General features: G+C 64.2%; 18 protein-coding genes. 4 read left to right on the forward strand and 14 right to left on the reverse strand.

The features are described from left to right. Positions 1-233 precede the first annotated feature (233 nt). The 5 genes from QRN59_RS00445 to QRN59_RS00465 all read right to left on the reverse strand — a co-directional run bounded on the left by QRN59_RS00445 (position 234) and on the right by QRN59_RS00465 (position 9,301). Entirely contained in the window at positions 234-443 is a 210-nt protein-coding gene (locus QRN59_RS00445) for a YegP family protein (RefSeq protein WP_284980570.1), read from the reverse strand. A gap of 63 nt (positions 444-506) precedes the next feature. Continuing rightward, positions 507-1,328: a class C sortase gene (locus tag QRN59_RS00450; protein ID WP_284980572.1), complete on the reverse strand. Its 822-nt coding sequence runs from the start codon at positions 1,326-1,328 to the stop codon at positions 507-509. A gap of 239 nt (positions 1,329-1,567) precedes the next feature. Next, the gene (locus QRN59_RS00455; RefSeq protein ID WP_350225205.1) at positions 1,568-3,061 is read right to left on the reverse strand and encodes a SpaH/EbpB family LPXTG-anchored major pilin; all 1,494 of its coding nucleotides are present in this window, start codon (positions 3,059-3,061) and stop codon (positions 1,568-1,570) included. 19 nt (positions 3,062-3,080) lie between these two features. Further along, entirely contained in the window at positions 3,081-6,464 is a 3,384-nt protein-coding gene (locus QRN59_RS00460; protein WP_284980574.1) for a DUF7927 domain-containing protein, read from the reverse strand. Between the two features lie 233 nt (positions 6,465-6,697). Next, positions 6,698-9,301 (reverse strand): SpaH/EbpB family LPXTG-anchored major pilin, encoded by a 2,604-nt coding sequence (locus QRN59_RS00465; protein ID WP_284980576.1) that lies wholly within the window; start codon positions 9,299-9,301, stop codon positions 6,698-6,700. A gap of 121 nt (positions 9,302-9,422) precedes the next feature. On the opposite strand from QRN59_RS00465, the gene QRN59_RS00470 reads away from it, so the two are divergent. Further along, positions 9,423-9,887 carry a hypothetical protein gene (locus tag QRN59_RS00470; protein ID WP_284980577.1) on the forward strand — a complete coding sequence of 155 codons (465 nt, stop codon included), beginning with the start codon at positions 9,423-9,425 and terminating at the stop codon, positions 9,885-9,887. Between the two features lie 251 nt (positions 9,888-10,138). Here the strand turns inward: QRN59_RS00470 and QRN59_RS00475 are convergent, their stop codons facing one another. The 4 genes from QRN59_RS00475 to QRN59_RS00490 all read right to left on the reverse strand — a co-directional run bounded on the left by QRN59_RS00475 (position 10,139) and on the right by QRN59_RS00490 (position 14,608). After that, positions 10,139-10,495, reverse strand: a complete 357-nt coding sequence (locus QRN59_RS00475) for a GNAT family N-acetyltransferase (protein WP_284980578.1) — start codon at positions 10,493-10,495, stop codon at positions 10,139-10,141. Further along, positions 10,492-11,838 carry an acyltransferase family protein gene (locus QRN59_RS00480; RefSeq protein WP_284980579.1) on the reverse strand — a complete coding sequence of 449 codons (1,347 nt, stop codon included), beginning with the start codon at positions 11,836-11,838 and terminating at the stop codon, positions 10,492-10,494. Before QRN59_RS00480 ends, QRN59_RS00475 begins: the two co-directional genes overlap by 4 nt. Before the next feature lie 143 nt (positions 11,839-11,981). Then, entirely contained in the window at positions 11,982-13,193 is a 1,212-nt protein-coding gene (locus tag QRN59_RS00485; RefSeq protein ID WP_284980580.1) for an amidohydrolase, read from the reverse strand. Continuing rightward, a complete protein-coding gene (locus QRN59_RS00490) occupies positions 13,190-14,608 on the reverse strand; it encodes an MFS transporter (RefSeq protein ID WP_284980581.1) in 1,419 nt (472 codons plus the stop codon). Before QRN59_RS00490 ends, QRN59_RS00485 begins: the two co-directional genes overlap by 4 nt. A 146-nt stretch (positions 14,609-14,754) precedes the next feature. Here QRN59_RS00490 and QRN59_RS00495 point away from each other — a divergent pair, with 146 nt between their 5' ends. Together QRN59_RS00495 and QRN59_RS00500 are read left to right on the forward strand one after the other, a co-directional pair. Then, positions 14,755-15,756, forward strand: coding sequence for an Lrp/AsnC family transcriptional regulator (locus tag QRN59_RS00495; RefSeq protein ID WP_284980582.1), 1,002 nt, complete (start codon positions 14,755-14,757; stop codon positions 15,754-15,756). 274 nt (positions 15,757-16,030) lie between these two features. After that, positions 16,031-18,757 carry an aminotransferase class I/II-fold pyridoxal phosphate-dependent enzyme gene (locus QRN59_RS00500; RefSeq protein WP_284980646.1) on the forward strand — a complete coding sequence of 909 codons (2,727 nt, stop codon included), beginning with the start codon at positions 16,031-16,033 and terminating at the stop codon, positions 18,755-18,757. 77 nt (positions 18,758-18,834) lie between these two features. Here QRN59_RS00500 and QRN59_RS00505 read toward each other — a convergent pair whose 3' ends face one another. From QRN59_RS00505 to QRN59_RS00525, 5 genes are all read right to left on the reverse strand, one after another. After that, on the reverse strand, positions 18,835-19,227 hold the full coding sequence (locus tag QRN59_RS00505) for a DUF1304 domain-containing protein (RefSeq protein ID WP_078106921.1): 393 nt from the start codon (positions 19,225-19,227) through the stop codon (positions 18,835-18,837). A gap of 46 nt (positions 19,228-19,273) precedes the next feature. Beyond that, a complete protein-coding gene (locus tag QRN59_RS00510) occupies positions 19,274-20,134 on the reverse strand; it encodes a class II fructose-bisphosphate aldolase (protein WP_284980583.1) in 861 nt (286 codons plus the stop codon). Continuing rightward, positions 20,134-21,600, reverse strand: a complete 1,467-nt coding sequence (locus QRN59_RS00515) for a GntP family transporter (protein WP_284980584.1) — start codon at positions 21,598-21,600, stop codon at positions 20,134-20,136. Before QRN59_RS00515 ends, QRN59_RS00510 begins: the two co-directional genes overlap by 1 nt. A 100-nt stretch (positions 21,601-21,700) precedes the next feature. Further along, positions 21,701-22,600: an NAD(P)-dependent oxidoreductase gene (locus tag QRN59_RS00520; protein WP_284980585.1), complete on the reverse strand. Its 900-nt coding sequence runs from the start codon at positions 22,598-22,600 to the stop codon at positions 21,701-21,703. A gap of 78 nt (positions 22,601-22,678) precedes the next feature. Continuing rightward, the gene (locus QRN59_RS00525; protein ID WP_284980586.1) at positions 22,679-24,181 is read right to left on the reverse strand and encodes a four-carbon acid sugar kinase family protein; all 1,503 of its coding nucleotides are present in this window, start codon (positions 24,179-24,181) and stop codon (positions 22,679-22,681) included. Between the two features lie 119 nt (positions 24,182-24,300). Between QRN59_RS00525 and QRN59_RS00530 the strand changes: the two genes are divergently transcribed. After that, entirely contained in the window at positions 24,301-25,125 is an 825-nt protein-coding gene (locus QRN59_RS00530) for an alpha/beta fold hydrolase (RefSeq protein WP_284980587.1), read from the forward strand. Positions 25,126-25,144 lie beyond the last annotated feature (19 nt).

The raw sequence follows: 25,144 nt of genomic DNA on the forward strand, positions 1-25,144 counted from the left end.
GATCCCTGCACGTGCCCCGGGGCCGCGGGTCGCATGGGGGCGCGCGACCGCATGGGGCACGGCCTGACATGCGGTCCATCGAGAAGGATCGACTCCGTAGCGGCCCCAACAGGTCCGCGAGGAGTCTCACTCCCTCGTATGCCAGGCACTAACTATGTGTCGCTGGGGTGTGAGTCGTGTCGCGAACTTCGCAAGTTATCTCCGGAAGTCCGTCGAAATGCCGGGGCCATGACTCAGTCGGCGGGGTGGTCGTCCGGCATCGAACCGGTGAGATCAACGATGCGCCCCTTGGCCGCGGCCTCGCGCACTGACCAGATCGCTGCGATTGCCGCATCCTGGTCCTCAAAAGCCTTGGAGGTGAGCAGCACATCTCCGTTTCCGGTGACAAGTTGGAACCGCAGACAGGCGTCCGCGTCAACGTAGAGATTGAATTGTGAGGCCATTGTGGCGCTTCCTTGTCTAGAGTGAGGCGCGCTTCGGGCCCTTGCGTGCCCAAAGCGTTTGGATCATCGGCTTCGTCGACGGTTCCGGGCAAGGGAAGCCAGGTAGAAGGCCAGCAGGCCTCCGATGAAGTAGACGATCCAGAACGGGAATCCGATGTTGGTTTGGCGCCCTGCCAGGGTTTTCTGTTCCGGGGCGTCCTTGGGGATGTCTGCGATCCGGGAGGCGTGGACAAGGAGCCGGTGTGAGTTCACTCCGATGGGGGTACACGTTACCAAGGTGATGGAGTCCTCTCCCGCGGCGATTTTCAGTGAGGAAATGTCATCCGGTTTGACCACCTCGATCCGGTTGACCTTGTAGAGGAACGTGTGGTCCATGACTACGGTGAAAAAGATGTCACCCGTTTTCGCGCTGTGGAGGGGATTGAAGAGTTCCGCATTCGGGATCCCCGAGTGCGATGTCAGGACGCTGTGCGTGCCGGGGCCGCCAATGGGAAGGGACGAGCCGTAGAGGTGGCCCACGCCTTTGCCTAGGACATCGTCGCTGGTTCCATGGAAGATCGGCAGATCAATGTTCAGGGACGGGTAGCGGAATCTTCCGATCACCTCGTCGTCGGCCACGTTCAACTGGTTCTGATAATCCCGCAGCTGCCCTTCCAATGCCGGGGCGGGGGCTCGGGCGGAGTACGGGTCCCGCAGTTGTCCGGCGGGGATCCGGGAGTTGTATCCGCGTGCCCGGTCCAACACTTTAGTCCGGTCCGAAGGTTCAAGCTGTTCGACGTCCTGCGCGTAGCCGGAAAGTTGGCTGTTGTGGGATATCGAGCTGAACCAGTCAGCTGCCTGGGGGTAAAGGACCAGGCCCAGCCCGATCGCGGCGATGACCATCATGGTGACAAATCTCCGGTCAGCAAGACCTGGTCGGGTGCCCTTGCGACCAGGTACCGCGCTGCGGGCTCTACGTCGCCGAGGCGGGTCTTCCGGGCCAGGTTCGGAACCCTCCATGAATTCTCTGAGGGTTTGAGTCATTGGAGCCTCTTGCTTTGATGGACGGGAGCGGTTTGGGGCATCCACCAGTTGGCGGATGCCCCAAACCCTGCATCAACGGGTGCAGGTCACCGAGGGGATGGTTACTTTGCCTCGTTGCGCTTCCGACGGCCGGTGACCGTGAAGAGACCGGCACCTGCCAGCACGAGGATCCCGCCGGCAGTCAGGGCCCAGGTTCCCACGCCACCGGTGAGGGGCAACTGGAATCCGGCGTTGTGCGGGACGTTGTTGATCGTCACTGTGACCACTGACGGGTCAGCGCTGGTGACCGTGGTTTGAACCGGCTGGGCGAGCAGCTCGTAGCCGGCCGGGGCCTTGGTCTCCACGAGCCAGTAGCTCTGGTAACCGGGCTGGCCCGGGCTCACTGTTGTCCCGTTGGCCCAGTCGGAATAGCGCAGTCCGGAGATCACCAGGTTGCCGCTGGCATCGGTGGTCCAGGAGCTGGTACCTCCGACGCTGATCGCGTTGGTGCCGGCCAGCGCATCGGCCTGGGTCGGGTAAACCGAGAACACGGCACCGGCCAGGGCAGCCGAGCTCTGGGAATCCTTCTTGTGCAGCACGATGTCGCCCCACTTCGTCATCACCGGAGGAGTGACGACCGGGCCGTTGGGCTGGCCCGGGGTGATGGCGAAGCTGGCCGCGTTCGGGTAGACAAGAGCGGTGTTCGCGATCTCACCCACCGTGTTCACGGTGGTGTTCACCGTGACCACGACCTTCGCCGTGGGGTTCGCGGCCAGGATGGCCCGGCCGCTCGCGGTGAAGTCGACCGTGACGGTGTTCGTGGCCGAGTCGAACGCGACGGTGTAGTCCGTGTTCAATGTGAGCGTGGCGCCGTTGGAGAGCGCTGCGGTCGAGTTTGTGTACGTCAGTTTAGGATCGAGCTTGTCGACGATCCGGTACCCATCGATCGGGTTGACGTTGGGGATGTCGGACGTGATGGTCCACTGCACGTTATCGCCGAGCTTGAGGACCGAGGCATCGTTCACGGTCTTCGTGGCTGTAGTCACGGCGTTCTTGGGGTAGACGTTCACGTCGTACATCCAGTTGTTTTCATTGCTGGGGTCCGTCATGGGAAGGGTCACCAGGAACGGGGCCGAGGGAGTCACACCGGCGGGATAGCCCGTCTCTGTCACCAGATACAGACCCAGGGGAAGGTTCCCCAGGGTCGCCGTTCCGCTCGCATCCGTCGTGGCCGCCGAGCCCGGGGTCGCCGCCTGCGCCGCCGCCTGCGACGGGGTCAGGGCTGCCGCGGCAGCCCACCCGGCATTCGTCGTCAGGTCAATGTTGTTGACCTTCTGGACCGTGAACGTCACCCCCGCCATCGGGGTCAGTGCCGCAGTCTGGGCCGGGGTCAGTGCCGTTCCGTCGTTGGGCAGGTTGGTCGGCGTGGCCGGCTTCTCGTACTTGTGGATGGTCAACGAACCCGTCTTGGACGGATCGATGTTCGCGGTGTTCGCCGCGTGTGCACCCCCGGCCCCGAGGGCAAGCATCCCGGCTGAGGCTATTGCGGCCAAAGAGGCTATTATGCCGCGCCTCAACTTCGATGATTTCATCGTGTTCCTTTCTTGTTCCCCCATTGATTTGCGCGAAGCTGCGCTAAGGAGTTTGGGTTTGTGGGGTCTTGTTCGCTCGCCTGAAGATGATGAGGGCAAGGGAAATCATGAGGGCGAGGATCCCGAGAACGGTTCCACCGAAGAGGCCGGCACTTCCTGGGCCGCCGGCGGATGGAAGCTTGACGGCCGCCGTATCCAGAACGGTGATGGTCGAGCCGTTTACTGTTGCTGACGTTCCTGCGGTGGCCGAGTCCAAGGCGATGCTACCGTCCGACGCAACGGTGAACTTCACGGGGGTGGCCAGGAGCGAGTAGCCGTCCGGGGCTTTGGTTTCGAGCAGCCAGTAGGTTCCAGGAAGCAGATTCCTTACCTCGACCAGTCCGGGTGACCCGGATACTGTGCTGTTCACTCCGACCACGGTGGGGCCCATTTGCCCGGCAGCATCGTTGTGGATTTCGAAGGTCGATCCGGGCAGCGGGACAGTGGAACCCTGGACTGTCCCGGGTCCTGCTTTTTGCACGAACAGGTGGCCGGTAGTGGTATTCGAGGTGAAACATGCAGGGTCAAGCGGTGCTGTACTTCCCGTGACGCAACGGGCCGGTGGGATGACCCCGTTGCCGGTTGCCCCGTTCTTCAGGGTCACAAGCCACGCATTCGAATTGACCGTCACCGAGTACGTCAACACCGCCGTGCCGTTGCCGGGCAGAGTGAATGAGGGCGTGACCAACTTGCTGCCGGCACCCGGATCCGGGACTGCGAGGGGCGTACCGCCATTGATTGTCAGATTCGCCGACCCGGCCGTGAACATGGCGTTGTTCAGTACCTGGCTCAGGTCATCGGTGAGGATGACACCGGTGATGGGGTTGACGGTGGAGTTGGTGGCGGTCACCGTATACGTGATCACCCTGTTTGCGCTTGGATCGCCCGGGTTGATGGAAGTTCCGGAAGCAGGGGACGCGGTCTTGTCCAGCGTCCATGAGCCCACGGGGTTGACGGTGCATGTGGTGCTTCCGGCCGGGCAGCTCGGTGGCGGAGCGACGGTGGTCGAGGGTGTCAGGTAGTTCTCGAGCGAAGCATCACCCAGATTGCCGGCGCTATTGACCTTCACTTGATACGTGACGACGCTTTTCGCGCCGGCAGCCACGGTGCCCGTGATGGCCAGGGTTTTCGGCGCTGCCCCCGAGTTGTTCGTGACAACCAAGGGAGTCCCGCCGGTGGTGGTCGTGGTGATGGAGTTGGCCACGAAGCTCGAGGCATCCAGAACGTCCGCGAGCCAGTCGGTGTAGCTGACGGCGGCCGGGGCGGTGCCGGCGGTGTTGTCGAAGGAAAGCGAGTAAGTCAGAACCTGCCCGGCCTGGACCATGGTCCCGGCCGCCGGATCCACCGTTTTGGAAGCCAATAGCTTGGGCAGGAGAGTGTCGCAGGCGGAGTTGTCCGTCGTCGGGCCCTGCTCCTGGCCGGCCGGCAAAGCAACCGAGTTGAACAGAGCCGTCCCCGGGCCGGCGCACGCCGGCAATGGAGTGGTGTCCGTGTAGTGGAACGTCACCGCGAGGTTGAAGGTCTGCGTGGCCCCTGGACCGATGGCCGAACCCGCCGGAGCCAGGGTGTAAGGACCGGCGGTCGACGACGAGCCACCAGCAGGAGCACCGGTCCCGGTAGTCGTCCAAGCAGCACTCGTTGCAGCCAGGTTCGGGGCGAACGCCGGAGTGTCGGCCAGGGTGCCGTAGGTCCCGGCAACCGAGCCGGTGTTGGCGACGGTGACGGTGTAGTTGGCGACAAAGTTGCCGTTCGCATCCGGACCGGTGACCGTGCCGGCCTGCTTGGCTACGTTGATGATCGGCTGGGCGGTGTTTGACAAGGTACAGGTAATGTTCGCCCCGGCCACCGGCGTGATGGCCAGCGAACCGCTGAACGCAGCTCCGACGGGCAAACCGGCCTGCAGGCCGAACGAGTCCGTACAGGTGATGGTGCCGGCATAGTTCGCAAGGTTGGCTGTACCGGCGGCCGCTTCGGTCAGGGTATACACGGTTCCAGCCGTGGCCACGTAGGCGCCGGTGGTGCCGGTTCCCGCAGTTACTGACGATCCCGTACCTGTCGTGGTCGAGTTGGTGGTGTTGTTAACCACCGTGCCTGTCGCCCCGCCGGTGCGGATCTGCACAGTGAACTGGTCCGTTGCCGCCTGACGCGGTGCTCCGAGGGCCTTGGTCAGGGTGATCCGCGGAGCTCGGACAACAAGTGAGGCGTCCGCTGGAGGGTTGAGGTTGGTCACGATGTTCGCGGGGCCGTTGACATACGTCCCCTCTCCCGCTGCCGTCACATTGAACGTGATGGTGCAGGACGCCTGGCCTACGGCAAGATCACCGCCCGTGGCCGTGAAGGTGTTCGATCCTGCCGATCCCGTTTTGACGAATGCGGCACCGGTCACCTGGGCACACGTTCCACCGATCGCGGGGTTAGGGGCGATCACGACGCCGGCGGGCAGCGTATCAGTGATGCTCCAATCGCTCTTCGCCTTCAGGTCGCTGGTATTGGTCACGGTGAGCGTCACGGTGGAGGCCTGGCCGGGGGCAATGAGCACCGGACTGAACGACTTGTCCAACTGCGGGGTGACGTCGACGATCTGGGGCAGGTCGAACGCCACGTCGTTACCCGAGCCACTGGTCTGGGCGTTATACAGAGACAGCCCGAGGTTCGCGGTCGTTCCTGTCGGAACCATGTACGCCGCTGACTGCAATTTGGTCACCTGAGTCGACCAGTCAGTGGAACTGGTGCATGGGTTCAGCCCGGTGCTCAGCACAGTCGGAGTGCCGTTCACGAGAAGACTGAACGTCTCCTGCGGTTGACTGGCGCCACCCTGGGCAGGACAGTTCACAGCGGCGAAATAGGCCGACACCGCGTAGTAGTGCCCGGCGATCGCGGGAATGGTCTTCACTGTGCGGAATTCCGTGCCGGCTGTGATGGAACCGCTCGAGGCATTCGTGTACTCCGTCAGAGCCTGGTTCGTCTGTGCTTGCGCCGGGCTCTGCCCCTGCGCCATGCCGAGTGCTTGGGCCATGCTCCGTAGCGAGGGCCACGTGGTGCCGAGGTTGCGCTGGCAGCCAGCGTCTGAGGCCGGAGGGTTGGGTGTGCTCCAACTCATGATCCAGCCGTTGCACTGATTCCCAGCCGGCGTCCATTGCGGGTCCGCCGTGTACGTGGAGAACGCGGCTGCCGCACCGCCGGTGTAGTTCAGGATGTTGATGGCAGCCGCCGAAGCATCCTGATTGCTGAAGTCCTCGGTGTAAACCGGCGTACCCGCCTGGGGCACTCCCGGGGTTCCCGGCGTCGTCGCATATGCGGGTGAAGGCAGGGTGCCGCCCAAGCCAAGGCCGACAATCGTTGCGGTGAGGAGAATTGCCAGTAGCTTGGCTGGAAGGGACTGCTTCATAGGCTTTCTTGCTTCACTTTCGGGAGCGGGCACGCAGGTGGTCTCTAGCCTTCAAGTGCGCGCTTCCGGCGGTTCGTGTCGCAGAAAACAGATTCAATCTTTTGAATGAAGTCGGGGAGAAACGGCCACCCACTGAAACAGTGGGTGCAATTCGCGGATCGTGACGCGAAAATGTGAATGTATTTTCGGAGCGTGACATCGCTTGGGTCACGTCCCGGGTGGCCCCCAGCCGCCTATTTTGCTTCGATCGGCTTCCGGCGGCCGGTGGCCATGAACAGGCCTGCGCCTGCAAGCACGAGGATCCCGCCGGCGGTCAGGGCCCAGGTTCCCGCACCTGTGAGCGGCAGCTGGAATCCGGCGTTCTGCTTGATGTTCCCGATCGTCACCGTCACGGCGGAGGGATCGTTGCTGGTGACCGCTGTCTCGACCGGCTGGGCGAGCAGCTCGTAGCCGGCCGGGGCCTTGGTCTCCACGAGCCAGTAGCTCTGGTAACCGGGCTGGCCCGGGCTCACTGTTGTCCCGTTGGCCCAGTCGGAATAGCGCAGTCCGGAGATCACCAGGTTGCCGCTGGCATCGGTGGTCCAGGAGCTGGTACCTCCGACGCTGATCGCGTTGGTACCGGCCAGCGCATCGGCCCGGGTCGGGTAAACCGAGAACACGGCACCGGCCAGGGCAGCCGAACTCTGGGAATCCTTCTTGTGGAGCACGATGTCGCCCCACTTGGTGATGCTTACCGGAGGAGTGACGACGGGACCGCCGGGCTGGCCCGGGGTGATGGCGAAGCTGGCCGCGTTCGGGTAGACAAGAGCGGTGTTCGCGATCTCACCCACCGTGTTCACGGTGGTGTTCACCGTGACCACGACCTTCGCCGTGGGGTTCGCGGCCAGGATGGCCCGGCCGCTCGCGGTGAAGTCGACCGTGACGGTGTTCGTGGCCGAGTCGAACGCGACGGTGTAATCGGTGTTCAACACCAACGCCGCGTTGTTCGAAAGCGCCACCGCCGAGTTGCTGTAGCTCAGCTTCGGATCGAGCTTGTCGACGATCCGGTACCCATCGATCGGGTTGACGTTGGGGATGTCGGACGTGATGGTCCACTGCACGTTGTCACCGAGCTTGACCGCGGACGCGTCGTTCGCGGTCTTCGTGGCTGTAGTCACGGCGTTCTTGGGATAGACGTTCACGTCGTACATCCAGTTGTTTTCATTGCTGGGGTCCGTCATGGGAAGGGTCACAAGGAACGGGGCCGAAGGAGTCACACCGGCGGGATAGCCCGTCTCTGTCACCACATACAGACCCAGGGGAAGGTTCCCCAGGGTCGCCGTTCCGCTCGCATCGGTGGTGGCCGCCGAGCCCGGGGCCGCCGCCTGTGCCGCCGCCTGCGACGGGGTCAGGGCTGCCGAGGCAGCCCACCCGGCGTTCGTCGTCAGGTCAATATTGTTGACCTTCTGGACCGTGAACGTCACCCCCGCCATCGGGGTCAGCCCCTGCAACTGTGCCGCGGTCAGAGCCGTTCCGTCGTTGGGCAGCTTGGTCGGCGAGACCGGCTTCTCATACTTATGAATAGTCAAGGAACCCGTCCGCGGAATGGGTGTCGTGATGCCGGTACCGGAATCAGCCACCCTGGCCGTCTCCTGCGGCATAGGAACCGCTTCGGGAGCGATGGGCACGGGCGCAAGGGGTCGCGGCACCGCTGTGGCGGGCGGGTCCGGCGTCGGCACCGGGCTTGGCGGGGGTGCCGACGGGGCACGTTCCGGCGTGGACTGCGGGGCTGACGGCGCGATGCTCGGAACATCGGGCTCCGCGATGGGCGTCGGGCTAGTCTGTCCAAGCCACATGAGGATGCCGGCAATCACGAGGCCTCCAAGGACCAACGCGGCGACTGCCATCTTCCAAAATCCCCCCACCGACCGCAGTCCAGCGGCGGCCGGTTCGGCCCCTCCCGCAACGAACTGCTCGGGAAGGAACGGCTCCGGGAGAACCCCTCCGGAAAGAAGGGTCTCCAGCATTGCGGTTCCGGGGAGGAATCCGGCGGTCACTGCCGGGGTGAAGACCACCCCAACAACCAGGGGGAAAACAAGCGCCCTCATGCCTGCCTGGACATCGTTGAGTTCCACCAGCACAGCCGTGCACTTCGGACACTCTTCCAGGTGGGCCCTGACCTTTTCCCGCGACGCGCGCTTCAGGCCGTCGCGGGCGTACTTTCCGAGCTGGCTCGAAAATTCAGCGCATGAGTCGTCGCTCACCACTGTCACGTGGTTTTGCAAGTAGGCCTGCCGGAGCCCCTCACGCGCCCGGATCACGAGCGACGAGACGCCGTTTGGGCTCAATCCGATGAACGGCGCGGCTGCGGCAGGTTTCAGGCCTTCGATGTCCACGTGCCAGAGGGCCGCCTGCCAGCGTTCCGGAAGCGACTTGAACGCCTTCGCCATCGTGCTGGACTCAAAAGCGTCTAGAACGGTGTCCGCGTCGATGGCAACGGTATCCAAGACGTCGACGTCGCCGACGACCTGAGTACGCCTGGCCTTCCGGTTCCGGTCGTAGGCAATTCGCCGCACTGCGGTCAAAAGATAGGAGCGAAAGAACTGGTCCGGTCCCTTGCCCTCGGTGAGGGCTTGGAAAATCGAAGCAAATGCCTCGGACACGACATCGTCGGCGTCGCTGACATTGTCCGTCTGGGCGCGGGCAACAAACGTGGCCGCTGCCACATGTCTCCGGAACAGCACATCGAAGGCGGAAGCATCGCCGTCACGCACCATGGCCATGATTTGAGGGTCGCTGCGCCCGACGGCAAACGACGCTTCCCCGCCAATCGAACCGTCCTCTGAAACCTGCCCCATAGCAATCCAGTGTGACAGCCGAAATTGCATGTGACTTGAATCTTACGTCGGCCGGGTTATTCAACCGCAGGGGGTTTTACCCACGGCAACACGATTCCGCGCCGAACCACACTCAACTGACATGAACCGACTCCGCCGTCCACGCCTCCGGCCACAAGCAGCCGCAGTCCTGCATGGAGTTGCGGCAGTCCGATCAGGACCGCTTGCCCGAAAGAGGCATGCCGGGCAAGTTGTGCTCGTTTACGGGGCAGACAAGTCGGTGGCAGCCCCGGGGGAGACCATTATTTTCACCGCATGGATCATCAATGATTCCAAGGTCCTACTCCGCAACGTGTGCCTCATTCCTCGCTCTTTCACCAATGAAGGAATGGAGAGCCTTGATTACACGTCCAAGCCCCACGACGGGGACTTGGATATCGGGATGTTGTCCTCCGGAGAATCAGCGATGTTGAGCTTTTCGTACGTGGTCAGTGCCTCCGATCACCGGCACGGCGGCGAGCTTGTCAGCGCCATGGGGGTCGCCGGAATGTCCCGAGGCCGGGTAGTCCGCGACGAACACGACGCCATTGTGGCCCTCAAACAATAGATCTTAAGCAAAACTGCGTCACGATCCCGCGTCCGCCCCCACTCATTAGTGACACGACCACTCATTGCAGTCGACGGGAAGTTCAGATGATTCAACGCACTCCGCGAGCCCGGGACGGAAAGTCCAAGGTGTTCTACCTGACCCTAGATTGCAGGGACGGGGTTCACGCGGGGTGCGCAGTATGTCATTGCCTTTGCCATGCACACAGGCCCGCGCCCTGTGTGCTGGAGCAGCACAGCCCGGCCAAATAACTAGTCGTTGTCGGGTTCCCCCACGGGCGGTTCCGGCGGCCAATCGACGTCGAGATCGTAGCCCTCATGCTTGCGCAGATAGGCCGCGATGAACGGGCAATGCGGAATAATCCGCTTGCCCGAGGCCAGCACGTCATCCAAGGCAAAGTGCGCCAGGACCTTGGCCAGGCCGCGGCCTTTGAACTGCGGGCGGGTCTCCGTGTGCAGGAAGTCTATGTGGCCGGGTTTGTCCATAAACTGCGAGATCACGGCTACTTCACCGTCAACCAGAAGCTCGTATCGGTGGAATTTGTCGTTCCTGACCGTTGTCACGTCCGGGCTGAACGACTCTGCGGTTGAATCCGTGAACTCAGTCATGAGTCGAGATTGGCACGTAAACCGGGCTCTGGCAATGGCCCCACAGGGGGATCGGGAACGGCGGCGGAAAGGACTCCGGCCGGCACCCGTCCCAGCAGTAACACTCCCAGCGCGAAGCACGCCGCTCCCCCACCGAGAAGGGTCAGCGTGAGTCCGTTGAAGGCGGCGTCCACCACCGGAATGAAGACCACGACGCCGGCAGTCACCACCGCGACGTGCGTCCTGCAGCGCGCGTGGCTGGCCGCCGTCGGGCGCTCCTCAAGCCTGCCGCACAGGAGCAGGACCGGGAGTAGAAGCACGAGGACGCCGAGGAGCACCAGCGGGCGGGCCCACCACCATTCGGCCGTACCGGCCGCCGGCTTGGGGAAGTCAGTGAGCAGAAGCAGGCCCGACATGGCTGCTAACAGGGGCAAATGCCACAGATACACCGTCATCGACCGCCGGCCGGCCACGGCCACCACCCAACGGATCCAGCGCACGCCAGCCGCCCAAGCAAGGCCGGGGCGCAGCAATTGGAGCGTTGCCGCCTGGGACAGCCCCAGCAGCAGCATGCAGAAGTTGGGCGGATTCAGGTCCACGATCATGTTTCCGGAGTAGACACCAATACCGGTCACGAAACCCAGCAGCAGGTTGCTGCCGACGATCAATCCCGCGAACCAGCCCCGGCTTCGTCCGGCGAAGATGCCGTCCGCAATGAAGAAACCGAATTGCTGGACCGCGCACCACACAAAGAGCATGTTGACGAAGGCGAGCATCGGAAACGCCCCGCGCAGGGAGTCCAGGGTGATCACGGCGGCCACGAGCCCGCCGAGGGTCAACCACGGGGAATGTCCATGCAGCCGGGCCAGCAGGGGAACGCTCAATTGAGAAGCGAGGTAGGCGGCCAGGAACCACAAGGGCATGCCCGCCCCGGTCGCGATGAGCTGGACCACTTCCGGATCGACGCCAAGTAGAGTTGCGGCCCAGAGCCCCACGAACATCGAGGCCAGCAATGCAGTTGCCGGACGGATGAGGCGCAAGAGCCGCAGTTGCGCGTAGTCGACGCCGGTGCCGCCGCGCGCACGCAAGCGACGCCACGATTCCAGGCCCGTGATGCCGCCAAGGACGAAGAACAGCGGCATCACTTGGAATACCCACAAGACGGGTTCGAACCAGTGCTGCTCCATGAGCGTGTTTTCGGTGGTGACGGTGCCGTCCGGGTGCAGGACCGGGCTGACCATCATGCAGTGCGAGAGCACCACCAGGATGAGGCAGAAGAACCGGGCGAGATCGATCACGGGATCACGGGAGCGGCCAAACGCGGCCATGGCCACCGACGTCTTTTGTTGCCTCGAGAATCCCATTACGCTCCCTCGCGAACTGCTGAGACCATTGTCCGCCCGCTCGACGGCGGGAACCATAGCGGGCGACGGCGTGAATTCGTGGGTGCGGCCCGCGAGCTGCGTTCCGGAACGCAGCTGTGGAACCGCACCCACGGTCACGGCGTTTAGCGACGGACGTTCAGCAGCCGTTCCCGTTGCCGCGGATCGTTGGCCGCCGCGCACGCCGCAAGGGCCAGGCCGAAGGCGCCGTCCAAGACCGCCCGGTCCGCGGAAGCGGAGGAGCCGTGGGCAGCAAACTCGGCGGTGTGGTGGGCGGCCCCGCCCACGTCGTAGCCGAGCAGCGGATGGATGCTTGGGACCAGTTGCGAGACGTTGCCCATATCCGTGGAAGCTACTGGATCTTCGTTGAACGCAACAGCCCTCCCTCGGGCGGACATCGCTTCCCGGTAGGCCTCGGAAAGGTACCGGTCCTGCCTGAGTTCGGCGTAGGCATTGCCCGTGGGCGTGACCTTGAGGGCGCTCCCGCTGGCAAGTGCGCCCGCCTCCAGGCATCGCCGCACGCGTTCCTCGATGGTTCGCAGGTTCTTGAGGCTCGGTGAACGCATTTCCACGCTCGCCCGGGCCCGCTCCGGTATGACGTTGACGGCGCTCCCGCCTTCCGTCACGATCAACGAAACAACCGAACCGGGCGGAAGTTGCTGCCGCCCCAAGGCAATGGCCGTCTGTGCAAGCACGAGCGCATCGAGGGCATTGACCCCCTCGGACGGAGCGGCCGCGGCATGCGCGGGGCGCCCTTCATAGAGCACGTCCCACATACCCATGGCCAGGGACGAGCCGCCGATGACGTCCTCTGCGCCGGCATGGGCCATCATCGCCAGGGATACGTCTTCGAAGAAGCCCTCGCCGATGAGATCGACCTTGCCGCCGCTTGTCTCTTCCGCCGGAGTGCCGAGGACCTTGACAGTGATCCCGAGCTCGTCGGCGACGGAGGCGAGCGCGAGTGCCGCGCCCACAGCACAGGCAGCGTTCACGTTGTGTCCGCAGGCGTGGCCAATGGTCGGCAAAGCGTCGTATTCAACGCACAGAGCGACCACCAGCTCACCGGTCCCGAACCGCGCGCTGAAGGAGGCAGGGAGTAGCGGCTGCGGACCGTGAAAGCTGAAGCCCGCGCCCCGGAGCAGCCCGCTAACCCGCTTGACGGCCCGGAATTCCTGCCCGCTGAGCTCCGGATCGGCGTGGATCGCGTGGCTCAGGCCAAGGACTTCCGGCTCCCACCTTTCCAGCGCGGCGGAGACGGAGCGCTCGACGGCGGCCAAAGAGCTCGTGGCGGGCGTTGCGGTTTCCAAGGAGGCGGCTTTCAAGGGAGCAGCTTTCATGCGCCCACCACCGCGGATTGGCGCTTCGGGTAGCGGGCGGCTGCTGCCGCGGCGATCAGGGCCGCGATGGCCAGGGCAATCCAGATCGACAGGAGGCCCCCCTCGCTGATGTGCCCGGACTGGACTGAAGACGAGGAGATGAGCTTCACGACGGCGGCACCAACCGCAATGCCCACGGAAAGTCCCAGTTCGTTGAGGCCGGCCGCCGTCGAGGTTTCCTCGAGCGGAACGCCCTCGACCGACAGTGCCCGGGTTCCTGCCTGGTACATGCCAAGGCTCAGGTTGAACATGGCGAAGCCCGCGCAGTAGCCGGCCAGGGATCCGTGCGCAGCTGCCATGACCAGGAAGCCGCCCGCCAGCAGGAGACCGGCGAATACCAGGGTGGCACGCTCGCCGAACAGGCTAAGAGCCCTCGAGGTCAGGAGCGAGGAAAGCAGCGAGAGCACCGATGCGGCAGCCAGGACGATGGCGATCATGAGGGGGCTCAGCGCGAATCCGTAGCCGGTCTTGTCAGGGTTTGAATACAGGAAGATCCCGTTGGTGCCGAAGTAGCTGATGGAGGCGAAACCGAAGAAGAAGGTGGCCAGCGAGACCGTCCGGATGCGCGGGATGGCGAGCATCCGCAGGTCCATGAAGCGCTTGCCGTTCACGCCTCGAGCGTCCAGGACCACCCAGTAGGCCAACAGCGCGAGGCCGATGATTCCGGATCCCAGGGTCTTGGCATCCAGCCAACCCCAGTCCGGGCCCATCGAAAGGGCCACCACGAAGCCGATCAGACCGAGGGAACATGCCAGGAGCGGCACCAAGGCGAGTCCTTCGCGGGTGGGGGTCCCGGCGTCGGGCAGGACGAAGGAACAAAGTAGCCCCACCACCGCGAACGGCACGGCTACCCAGAAACCGAGGGTGGGATCGTCGACGCCGATGATCCCGGCAAGCAGGCCGCCTGCGCCAACCATGATCATGAGCATGCCGATCATCACGCTCACGCCGGTGCGGGTCTGCCCGGGGTTGCTCACCCGTAGGATGCCCATCATCAGCGGGATGAAGCCGACCACGCACGTGAGCATGACGACGCCGATTGTCACCGTCCAGAGCGACGGCCACAACGCCATCATGAGGACGCCGGCCGCGACTACCGCCGTCGACCATCGGAGCACGAGCCTGTAGCCATAGCTGTCGCCGAGCCGCGAGATGATCGGCGTGAGCACGGCAAAGCTCACGTTTGAGATCAGGAAAATGCCGTTGATGGTGGGGTCATCGATCGAAAAGCTCGGCCCGAGGGCGGGGAGGATCGGGTTCAGGTAACCCTGGGTGACTCCACTGAGTGATTCGATCAGGGCCATCGCCACGATCATTCCAGTGATGGTCCGGCGAGCGATGGCCGCCGTCGCTGGAGGTGCTGTCTTGCTTGCCATGTGCTTCCTTGAGAGTTGGGGGCGTCGTTGCCTGGGTGTTGGGATGCGAGCGGGTGATGCGAGTCACAACGTTAGTTTTGCCGTCTACACTGGCTAGGAATTTGTTTGAAATCATCCGAGAATCGTGAATTTTGAAGGAATCAGCCATGATCTCCGAAATTGATCTTGAAATCGTCAATGCGCTACAGATCAATCCCCGTGCCGACTGGAGCCGTGTGGGGGATGTCCTGGGCTTGTCCGGGCCTACCGTCGCGCGCCGCTGGAACGCCCTTGCTGAGCAGGGGCTGGCCTGGATCACCCCGGCCCCGGGTCCGCGCTACCTGAGTGCTGGCTGGTCGGCGTTCATCAGCCTTTCTTCACTTCCAAGCGAGAACGAAGCCCTGGTTCAAAAGCTGTGCGCCGAGCCGGCCTTCGGCACCGTTTCGCTCGTGTCCGGCTCCCACGACCTCTTCGTGGACTGCTTCGCCTCAAGCCACGAAGAGCTCATGGACATCGTCACCGGCTCCTTCGCAGGCCTCCCCGGAGTGACCCACCGGGAAGTCGTTTTCGTCACCAAGCTGTACCGGCAGGCTTCCGACTGGCGCAGCGGCACCCTTGAACCGGCGAGGGCCCGGCTCATGTCGGCGGATCCCCTGCCCGCCCCGGCCGCCTACGCTCCCGACCGGCTGGATGCGTCCCTCTTGGAGGAACTGGCCAAGGACGGGCGGGCCAGTTGGGCGGAACTGGGAGCCGCCTGCGGCGTCTCTCCCCAAACGGCACGACGGCGGGTGGAGCGGTTCCTCGCGTCCGGCTACATGACGCTGAGGTGCGATACGTCCGTTTCCGCCCAACAAGGACTAAGGGAAGTGAGCCTGATCCTCAACGTGCCCGCCCACCATGTTGACGCCGTCGGGCGCTATTTCGCTGCCCTGCCGAACTGCCGGCTCAGCGCCCAGGTTCTGGGCGCCCAGAATCTGCTCGTAACACTTTGGGTCCGCGACTACTTGGAGGTCCAGGGCCACGAGCGCGAACTGGCGGAGCGCGCGCCAGGGAGCGCCGTGATCTCCCGGCAAGCCGTGGTGCGAAACTACAAACGCCTCGGGCACGTGTTGGACGAGTCCGGAAGCAGCCGCAGCGTGGTCCCGTTGCCGCTGTGGCGTGAAGGGTAGCTGCCCTACCCGTCCCCGACGCTCGCTCAGCTATGACGCCAAATCCCCCAACGCTCACTCACCTATGACCGGAAGTGCCGCTCCCATCTGGAAACCCAGACGGCAACCCGAACATTTGCCGTGCGCCGCGACGGCTTGCGGCGTTTAGTAGAGAGTGCTATCAATCCATGACAAAGGAGTCATCGTGGCACGCGCCGATTTCGCGACAGTGCAGTCAGCCCCATTTCCTCTCGCTCCAGCCGCCCTTGCCAGCGGTGCAGCTCTTAGCCTCGGCTTGGCGGCCAGGCCAAGCGCCGACGACGATTCCGGGTCCGGCGGCGAGGTCCCCAGCAGCGCCTGGCGTGTCCGCGCCGATGCCTGGGAGTTCCTTGGCTACGCCGTCAAACAGCTGGCCGCCGCTACATCGCCTTCCGGGGGCGCCCGCCAGCCGCGGGATCTGCCGCGGGAGGTTCGAAGGTTGTTGCCACTGTTGGAATCCCTCGAAATGTATTGGGCGTCGCCGGGGCAGCAATATGTCATGGAATTGCGGCGAATCCTTGAGGCTGGAGAATACCCTGAGGCGCTGAGCCTCATCGAACCGGTCGCGCGACGCGTTGCCGGCCACAACCAACACGCCCAGGAACCCTCACCGGACCCCGAACGCGAAGCGGACCGTGTTGAAGAACCCGCCGAATCGCGCAAGCGGTTCGAGGTCCTCGTGATCGATGACGTGTCCAGCGCCGACCGTGAGGCCCTTCAAACAGAATTGCTCAACCAGCGCCGCCCCGCCGACGCCTTCAATTACGAGCCCGTGTTCGTGCCGAGCTTCGAGGACGCCATCGTTGCTGTCCTGCTCAACCCCGACATCCAGGCGTGTGTGTTGCGGCCAGGATTCGTCCCCAAGAGCAGGCAGCGCCTGAGCCGGGACGTGCGCAGCTTCCTGGACCGGTTCATAGGGAAGTCGCTCCCCGAGCGCCCCTTGGACCGCATCCTGAGCTTGGCCGAGAAGCTGGGGGAACTCCGCCCCGAACTTGATCTCTACCTGGTGGCGGGCGTGGGAATCGAAGAACTCGCAGGTTCCTTGACCCGCCAATTCCGCCGGATATTCCGCCGCCAGGACGGGCTGGAACTCCACTTGTCCTTGCTGGCCGGCATCGCGGAACGATACGAAGCGCCGTTCTTCCACGCGGTCCAGCAATACAGCCGCAAACCCGCCGGGGTTTTCCATGCCTTGCCGGTATCCAGGGGCGGATCGGTCATCCATTCCAAGTGGATCAACGATCTTGGCGAGTTCTATGGCCTCAACCTGCTCCTTGCCGAAACCTCCGCCACGTCCGGCGGGCTCGATTCGCTGTTGGATCCGCATGGCTCCCTCAAACAGGCCCAGAAGCTGGCGGCCCGGGCATTTGGTGCCCAAAAATCGCTCTTTGTCACCAACGGAACGTCAACGGCCAACAAGATCGTGCACCAATCGATCCTGGCTCCCGGCGATGTGGTCCTGGTGGACCGGAACTGCCACAAATCGCACCACTATGCCCTCATGCTGGCAGGCGCGCAGGTCTCGTACTTGGACGCCTATCCCTTGAACGACTTCTCCTTCTATGGGGCAGTTCCCTTGGAAAGCATCAAGCGGATGCTCCTGGATTACCGCCGGGCGGGCAGGCTCCACGAGGTCAAGATGCTTGCCCTCACCAACTGCACATTCGACGGCATCGTGTACGACGTCGAACGAGTGATGGAGGAGTGCCTCGCCATCAAACCGGACCTGGTTTTCCTGTGGGACGAGGCATGGTTCGCGTTCGCGGGCTTTCACCACATCTACCGCCGTCGTACGGCCATGGCTTCGGCCCGGTCGCTTGAAAAATCGTTCGCGGATCCGGCCTACGCCCGGCGCCACGCCCAGCAATTGCGCGAGCTTGGGGCGGCAGGCGGCCCGGATTCGGGCTTGGATTCAGTCAGCGATGAGCTGCTCCTGAAGACGCGCCTGCTTCCCGATCCGGCGAAAGCTCGCGTGCGGGTCTACTCCACCCAGTCGACCCACAAGACCCTGACGTCGCTCCGGCAGGGGTCCATGATCCACATCCATGACCAGGACTTCGGTCAGTTGAACGAGGAGAGCTTCCGGGAGGCGTACATGACCTACACCTCCACCTCGCCCAACTACCAGATCCTGGCTTCCTTGGACATGGGACGGCGGCAGGTCGAGTTCGAAGGCTACGAGCTCGTGCAACGGCAGGCAGATCTCGCTGTCAGCATCGCCCACGCCGTGGCGAGGCATCCCTTGCTGAGGAAGTACTTCCGCGTCCTCGGAACCAAGGACCTCATACCTGAGCAGTACCGCGAAACGAGCCGGCAAATGCCGCTCCGCGACGGGCTGGCAGCGATGTCGGAAGCTTGGGAGCGTGACGAATTCGTTGTTGATCCGAGCCGTTTGACCCTGCATATCGGCCTCACCGGCGTGGACGGGGACACTTTCAAGCATGACTACTTGATGGACAAGTACGGGATCCAGGTCAACAAGACGTCACGGAACAGCGTGCTTTTCATGACCAACATTGGTACCTCCCGGAGTGCCGTCGCCTACCTCGTCGAGGTCCTGGTCAAGCTGGCCGAGACCTTCGAAGACGAGCAGTCCAGCTTGAGCGGCTTGGGGCAGCGGGCCCGCAATGCCCGAGTCGCCGCGCTGACCAGCACACCGCCGCCTCTGCCGGACTTCAGCCGCTTCGCCGAGCGATTCCGGAAAGACGCAGAAACGCCCGACGGGAACATGCGGGCAGCCTACTTCGAGAGCTACAAAGCCGGTTCCTGCGAATACTTCAGTGCGGCCGAACTCGCACGAAGGGTCGCCGCGGGCGAGGAAATGGTGTCTGCCTCCTTCGTAACCCCGTACCCGCCCGGATTCCCTGTCCTGGTTCCCGGGCAAGTGATCACAGAGGAGATACTGGCCTTCATGTCGGCACTGGACACACGGGAAATCCACGGCTTCAATGCGGAACTGGGGTTCAGGGTTTTGACGGGGTGAGCGAGGATCACCCCAAAAGACCACATAGGTGAGCGAGCGTCGTCTGGAAAGCCCGCCTACGTGAGCGAGGGTTGCGCCTAGCCGAGCGCCACGGCCAGGATGCCGAGCACGACGGCGAGTAGCGGCGTCGTGCCCTGAAGAACCGCGGGACGGAGGTACTTTTTCCCGCTCAAGGCAAGCACGATTGCCGCCAGCAGCATGGATCCGCACGAGCTGAAGACGAGGGTCCAGCCCACCTGCGGATGACCAAGCACGACAAAGACGATCCCGGCGAGCGCCCCGATGGCAAGGAAGAGGTTGTAGAAACCCTGGTTGTACGCGAGGGGCTTGGTGGTCTCGGCGTCGGACTGGGAAGCGACGCTGAAGCGCTTCCACGTGGCGGGGCGGGTCCACGTAATGGACTCCATGCTGAAGATGTAGACGTGCAACAAGCCGGCAATGAGGGCGAAAATCAGGGAGGCTACGATCATGTGCTGATCGTAGCCTCCCTGAGTTGCCCAGCCTCGCCTCCCGCGCCTAGCTGCTGAGCATGTCCAGCGTTGCTTCGGCGAACGTCGAGGCGGAGGAACTCCAGCGGCCGAGCAGGCCCTGGAGGTTCTCGCCGTCGGCCCGGTGCGCGGTGGTCTCGGCCTCGAGTGTGGCAAGAATGCCGGTGCGGAGCTCGGTGTTGAAGTTCACCTTGCCAACGCGCATGGATGTGGCCTTGACCAAGTCCGCTGCCGGGATGCCCGACGCGCCGTGGAGCACGAGCGGAAGCTCCGTGAGCGAGGCAATGTCCTCCAGCACCTTCCAGTGCAGCTTGGGCTCACCGGCGTAACGGCCATGCGCATTTCCCACGGCCACGGCCAAAAGATCGGCGCCGGTCCGGGAAAGGAAGTCCTGCACTTGGCCGGGATCCGTCAGGCCTGCCGGATGAGCGTGAATATCCACCCCGAAAGCCTTGTCCTCGTCGCCGGCCAGCCCGCCGAGTTCCGCTTCAATCACGACGTCGGAGGCACCGGCCGCGACCAAGACCTCACGTACCGAACGGACCAGGGCGATGTTCTCCTCAAAGGGAAGGGACGAACCGTCGGCGAGGACGGCGTCGGCACCGGCAGCCACTGAGTCACGGATGACTTCCAGGTCCGAGGCATGGTCCAGCTGCACTGAGACCGGCACGCTGGCGTCGTCGGCCAGGGCGCGCAGCGCCGTGATGAGCCGCAGTCCGCTACGAACGCCGGCCGTTTTCGGTGCCACCAGCAAGATGACCCCCTGTCCGGACTTCTCTGCAGCGGCCACCACGGCCAGGGCGGTGGTGAAGTCGTAGCAGGTGAAGGCCGGGACCGCTGCCCCTCGCTCCAGTGCGGAGCCTACAAGATCGTCAAGGCGTACACGCATCAGTGGGCCAAGCCTCCCACCAGGATCCAAGCGACATAACTGAGCAGGAAGCCGGCGACACCCAGGATGGTCGTAAGCACGGTCCAGGTCTTGAGCCCGTCGGACACCGTGAGGCCGTAGTAGCGCACCACCACCCAGAAGCCGGCGTCAGTCACGTGCGACAGGCCCAGTCCGCCGAAGCCGATCGCGATCACGATGACCGCAATCTGCGCCGGGGTGTAGCCGCCGTGCGCCACGGCTGCTGAGAGGAGTCCGGTGGTGGTGACGATGGCAACCGTGGCCGAACCCTGCGCGGCACGCAGTGCCAAGGAAATGATGAAGCCGAGCAGGATGATCGGCACGCCCAGGGAGTCCAGCGTCTGCGACAGGGCCGCGCCGATGCCCGAGACCTGAAGGACACCGCCGAACACTCCACCGGCGGCCACAACCATCAGGATGGAGGCGATGGGAGGCAGTGCGCCTTCGAAGATCTCGCCGGTTTCCTTGAGCGACCAGTGGCGGCGGACCGCCAGCAGGAAGAAAGCAAGCGCAACGGCCACCAGCAGGGCGAAGAACGGATTGCCCACGAAAGAGGCGACGCCGTACCAGTAGTCCTTCTTGTTGATCAGGAGGGTACCGGCCGTGCCAAGCAGGATCTGGACGATCGGAGCGGCGATGAGGAACATGATCAGGCCCGGACGCGGCGGGGCGACTGCACTGGCACCGGGACCGTCGTGGCCGACGCGCACCAGGGAATCGGAGCCGAATTCTTCAATCTGGTCACGGACGCCCGGAAGCAGTTCGTAGTCCTTGCGGTTCATGATGCTGGCGACCCAGTAGGACAGGAAGCCCAACGGCACGCAGATGATCAGCGAAATCATCGCGATGAGTCCGATGTCGGCACCCATGACGCCCGCCCCGGCAACGATGCCCGGGTGCGGGGGAACGGCGACGTGGATGGAGAGCATGATGCCCGCCATGGGAAGGCCGAACTTGATGGGGTGCAGCTTGGCGATCTTCGCGAAGGCGTAAACAATCGGCACCAGCACGATGATGCCTACTTCGAAGAACACCGGAATCGCAACGAGGAAGCCGACGGCGGTCAGTGCCACGGCGACCCGCTTGGCACCGAGCTTCGCGGTGAAGTGGTTGGCCAGCGATTGCACGCCACCGGACACCTCGATCATGCGGCCCAGCACGGCGCCGAGGGCAATCAACAGCGCAACCTTGCCCATGGTTCCGCCCACGCCGTTGGCCACAACGGTGAAGACGTCTGCCAAGGGGATTTGCGCGGCAACGGCCACCAGGATGCTCACGGCCAGCAATGCAACGAAGGCCTGGATCTTGAAGCGGATAATCATCAGCAGCAAGAGTGCGACGCCCGCGACGGCGATGGTCAACAGCAGCGGGGTCCCAAGATCCACTGCCGGCTTGATGGCAGGGGCATCAGCTGCCCGGACCGCCAAGGAATTGATGAGGGGATTCATCGGGGGTGTCTCCTTTGACATAGCCGGCCTGGACTCGAGGCCGGCAAGAGGGGCGACGACGGCGGAGGGGGACCGCCGTCGTCGCGGGTTGTGCGGGTGGTTAGTTTGTGCGCCTGACGGGCGCGACGACTTTGATGACGGCGGAGTCGTCGGCGGCGGCGAGGCCCTGCGCCTGCCCGAGGAGATAGAGCTGTTCGGCAGCGGCGGCGACGGGTGCAGCCAGGCCGGCGGCGCGCGTCGCCTTGCCGACGATGCCCATGTCCTTCACGAAGATATCCAAACGGCTGAGGACCTCGGCACCATCCGCGTCGTAAGCCTCGAGGATGCGGGGGCCGCGATTGGACAGCATGAACGAGCCGGCGGCACCTGCTTCCAGGGCCGCGAGGGTCTTGGCCTGGTCAAGGCCGAGGGCGTCAGCGAGCGCCATGGCCTCCGCGGCAGCGGCGATGTGCACGCCGCACAACAGCTGGTTGACCGTCTTGAGGGCTTGGCCGTCGCCGGGCTTGTCACCCACGATGCTCAGGGTGGAGGCCAGCAGTTCCAGCGCCGGCCGGGCCTTTTCCTGGGCGGCCGGCGTCGCGCCCACCACGATCAGGAGATCGCCTTCGCCGGCACGCTTGGGGCCGCCCGAGAGCGGCGCGTCCACGAGCTCGACTCCGTACTCGGCCAGGCGGGCCACGGTGGTTGGAATGGCTTCGGTACCGACCGTGCTGCCTAGGATCACGACGGCGCCCGGCTTGAGCACAGCGGCGACGCCGTTCTCGCCGAAGAGGACGTCATCGAGTTGTTCGCCGTTGCGCACAGCAAGGAGCAGGGCGTCGGCGCCTTCGGAGGCTTCACGCGCCGAAGCGAAGGTGCGGATTCCGGCGTCGGCCGCGAGCTTCAGCCGCGGTTCGGCGATGTCGAAGCCGTGGACGGTGAGCTGGGTTGCCAGGCGGGTGGCCATCGGCAGGCCCATGGCGCCGAGTCCCAGGACGGCGACGGTGTAATTGCTGGTCATGGTGTTCTCCATTGAGTGGGCCCACACTTGCCGGGTTCCCTGGCCGAGCTTGCGAGGTCAGGGGGCAAGTGGGGAGGGTCAGAAGGTGCTGCTGAGCTTGCGCGTGACTTGCGCCAGGGATTCGTCGTCGCCCACGTTGCCGGCGAAGACGATGTACGGGATGCCCTTCGCGGGTCCGTCCACCGGCTCCCACAGCGAGACGATGCCGGGCAGCATCGGACCGCGGACAATCGCGTGGCGGATTTCCAGGCCGTGCGCGGCCACGTCCGAGGACGTGATGCCGCCCTTCGCGATGACGAAGCGGGGCGGGAAGGTCTTGAGCGCCCGGTTTACGACGGCGACGACGGCGGCAGAGACGGTGCGGGCAATCTTCAGGCTCGCTGCGGCGTCGTCGGTCTTGATGAGCAGCCGGCTGGTGTGGACGATGACGTCGCCGTCGCGGAGGGCGTTGACAACGGCGGCGACCGTTTCGTCCAGGTAGGCTTCCCCGCCGCTGACGAGAAGTCTTTCGACGTCGATCTCAATGATCCGGGCCGAGCCGTGCTGGGCCGTCAGGGTGTTGAGCTGGCGCGTGGTGAGGCCGACATGCGAGCCGACAACGATCAAGCCGCCGGCAGTGGAGGGAGTGTTGCCTTCGTAGGCTTCCTCGCCGCTGAGCGCTTCGCGGATTTCCTGGCCGATCCGGCCTCGGACGAAGGGCGGGCCCACGCGGTAGAGCAGCTTCTTGCCGCGGCGTTCGGCCTCTTCCAGTCCAAGGGCCAGCGCGCGGAAATCGTTCTCGGTGACTATGTCCACGACGATGGGCGTGGAGTTCGTGGCGGGTTCGATCGCGTCGGCGATGGCCTTGGCCGAGAGTTCTGGATCTCCGGCGGATCCGTTCGCGGCAGCAGCGCCGGCGCGGATGATGTTCAGGTCGAGGACGATCACGGAATCCGCGGCGAAGCGGCCCCGGGACTTTTCCTCCACATATTTGGCCAACTCGGAATTGGCAAAGCCGAAGCTCGCATCCTTGGCGAACTCGGTCTCGGCAACCGGGGTGAGCTTGCCGGCATCGTCCCCGGTACCGCGCATGTAGTGCACGCCGCCAATGGTGACGCGCCCGGCGTCGGGAAACGCCGGCACCATCACGACGCCGTCGGTGGCCTCGCCGGTCACGTCAGCGATCGTGGCGGCAATGACGTCGGGTTCCAGCGGGTAGTGGCCGCGGAGGGTGGAGTCGGAGCGGCTGACGAACCCCAGGCGCACATCGTCGCCCGCTGCGGCAAGGGCGTTGCGCACGATTTCCTCGTTGCGGGCAGCGGCCTCAAGCGGGTCCAGGCTACGCGTGTTGGTCAGCACGTAGACCGCGGGCTGGGACCGGCTTTCCGCAATGTGGGCGAACGCCCATTCGAAATCGACAACCTCCCAGCGGGTGAGTACCGGCAGGTTCGCGACTGATTGGGTGCCCGTGGGGTCGTCGTCGAGGACTACCAGGACGCGGGGCGAGGCTGTCGAAGACGCTGCTACGGCGTCGGCAACCAGCTGAGCGGGGACCTGGACTTCCGCCGGGAAGGCGGCCAGAACATCGGCTTCAAGGGTCACTGTGCACTCCATCGTGGTTTTGAAGGTAAATGTAAGATGTCAGACATCTAATATTTGAATGCTAGTGTGACACACCCTCTTTCGGCTGTGCAAGTGTCAGCGGTCACTATGCTTGGCGCATGCTTCAAGAGCTTCCCACCGGCGCGGCACTGCACGTGGAAATGCGCCGTCCAGCGACTGCCGCCAGCCCGACGCCGGAACAACCGCCCCAGCCTCCCGTCCTGTTGCTGCACGGCTGGGCCTCGACATCCGACTATTGGGAGTCGCTAGCCACCGAATTGCTCGACGCCCGACAAACCGTCTGGATCGTCGATTTGCCCGGGTATCACCGCGGGGACGCATTGCCTCCGGGTTTCCGGTGGACCCTGGAATCAGCGGCCGATTCCGTCGCTGCCGTTGCTGTCCGGCACGCATCGCCGGTCCACATTGTGGGCCACTCAATGGGCGGCAGCGTGGCACTGACGTTAGCGGCCGCGCATCCGGAGCTGGTGGCGAGCGTGGCCCTGGTCGGCATGGTTCCGGCTCCCCCGAACGAAGGCTTCAAATCAATGCTCGAGTCCCAGTTACGGCAAGGCTTCATTGACGACGCGACGCGCGCGAAGTGCATGAACGCCTGGTTTGGGACACTGTCCCCCGAAGACCATCGCTTGCTGAGCCGCGGATTTGAGCTGCCTTTCGAGGTCCTCGGCCCCAGCGGCCTCGCGGCGATGGCTGGAGTGGCTGGGGATGTCCCCGAAAAGGTGACGGCGCCGACGCTGGTGATTGCCGGCGTCGGGGACCGCCTACGCTCACTGGACCAGGCGGAAGCCTTCGTGGCAGCCAGCCCGCTGCGGAGGCTTGTGGCAATCCGCGACTCCGGACATAGCGTGCATTGGGAGCAGCCGCATGCTTGCGCCCTCGCGCTCGGCGCGTTTTGGAACGAAAGCCGGCAACCGCCAGCGTAAGATGTCAGACATCTAGGAA

This window comes from Arthrobacter sp. efr-133-TYG-118, assembly GCF_030209755.1.
Taxonomy (GTDB): domain Bacteria; phylum Actinomycetota; class Actinomycetes; order Actinomycetales; family Micrococcaceae; genus Arthrobacter.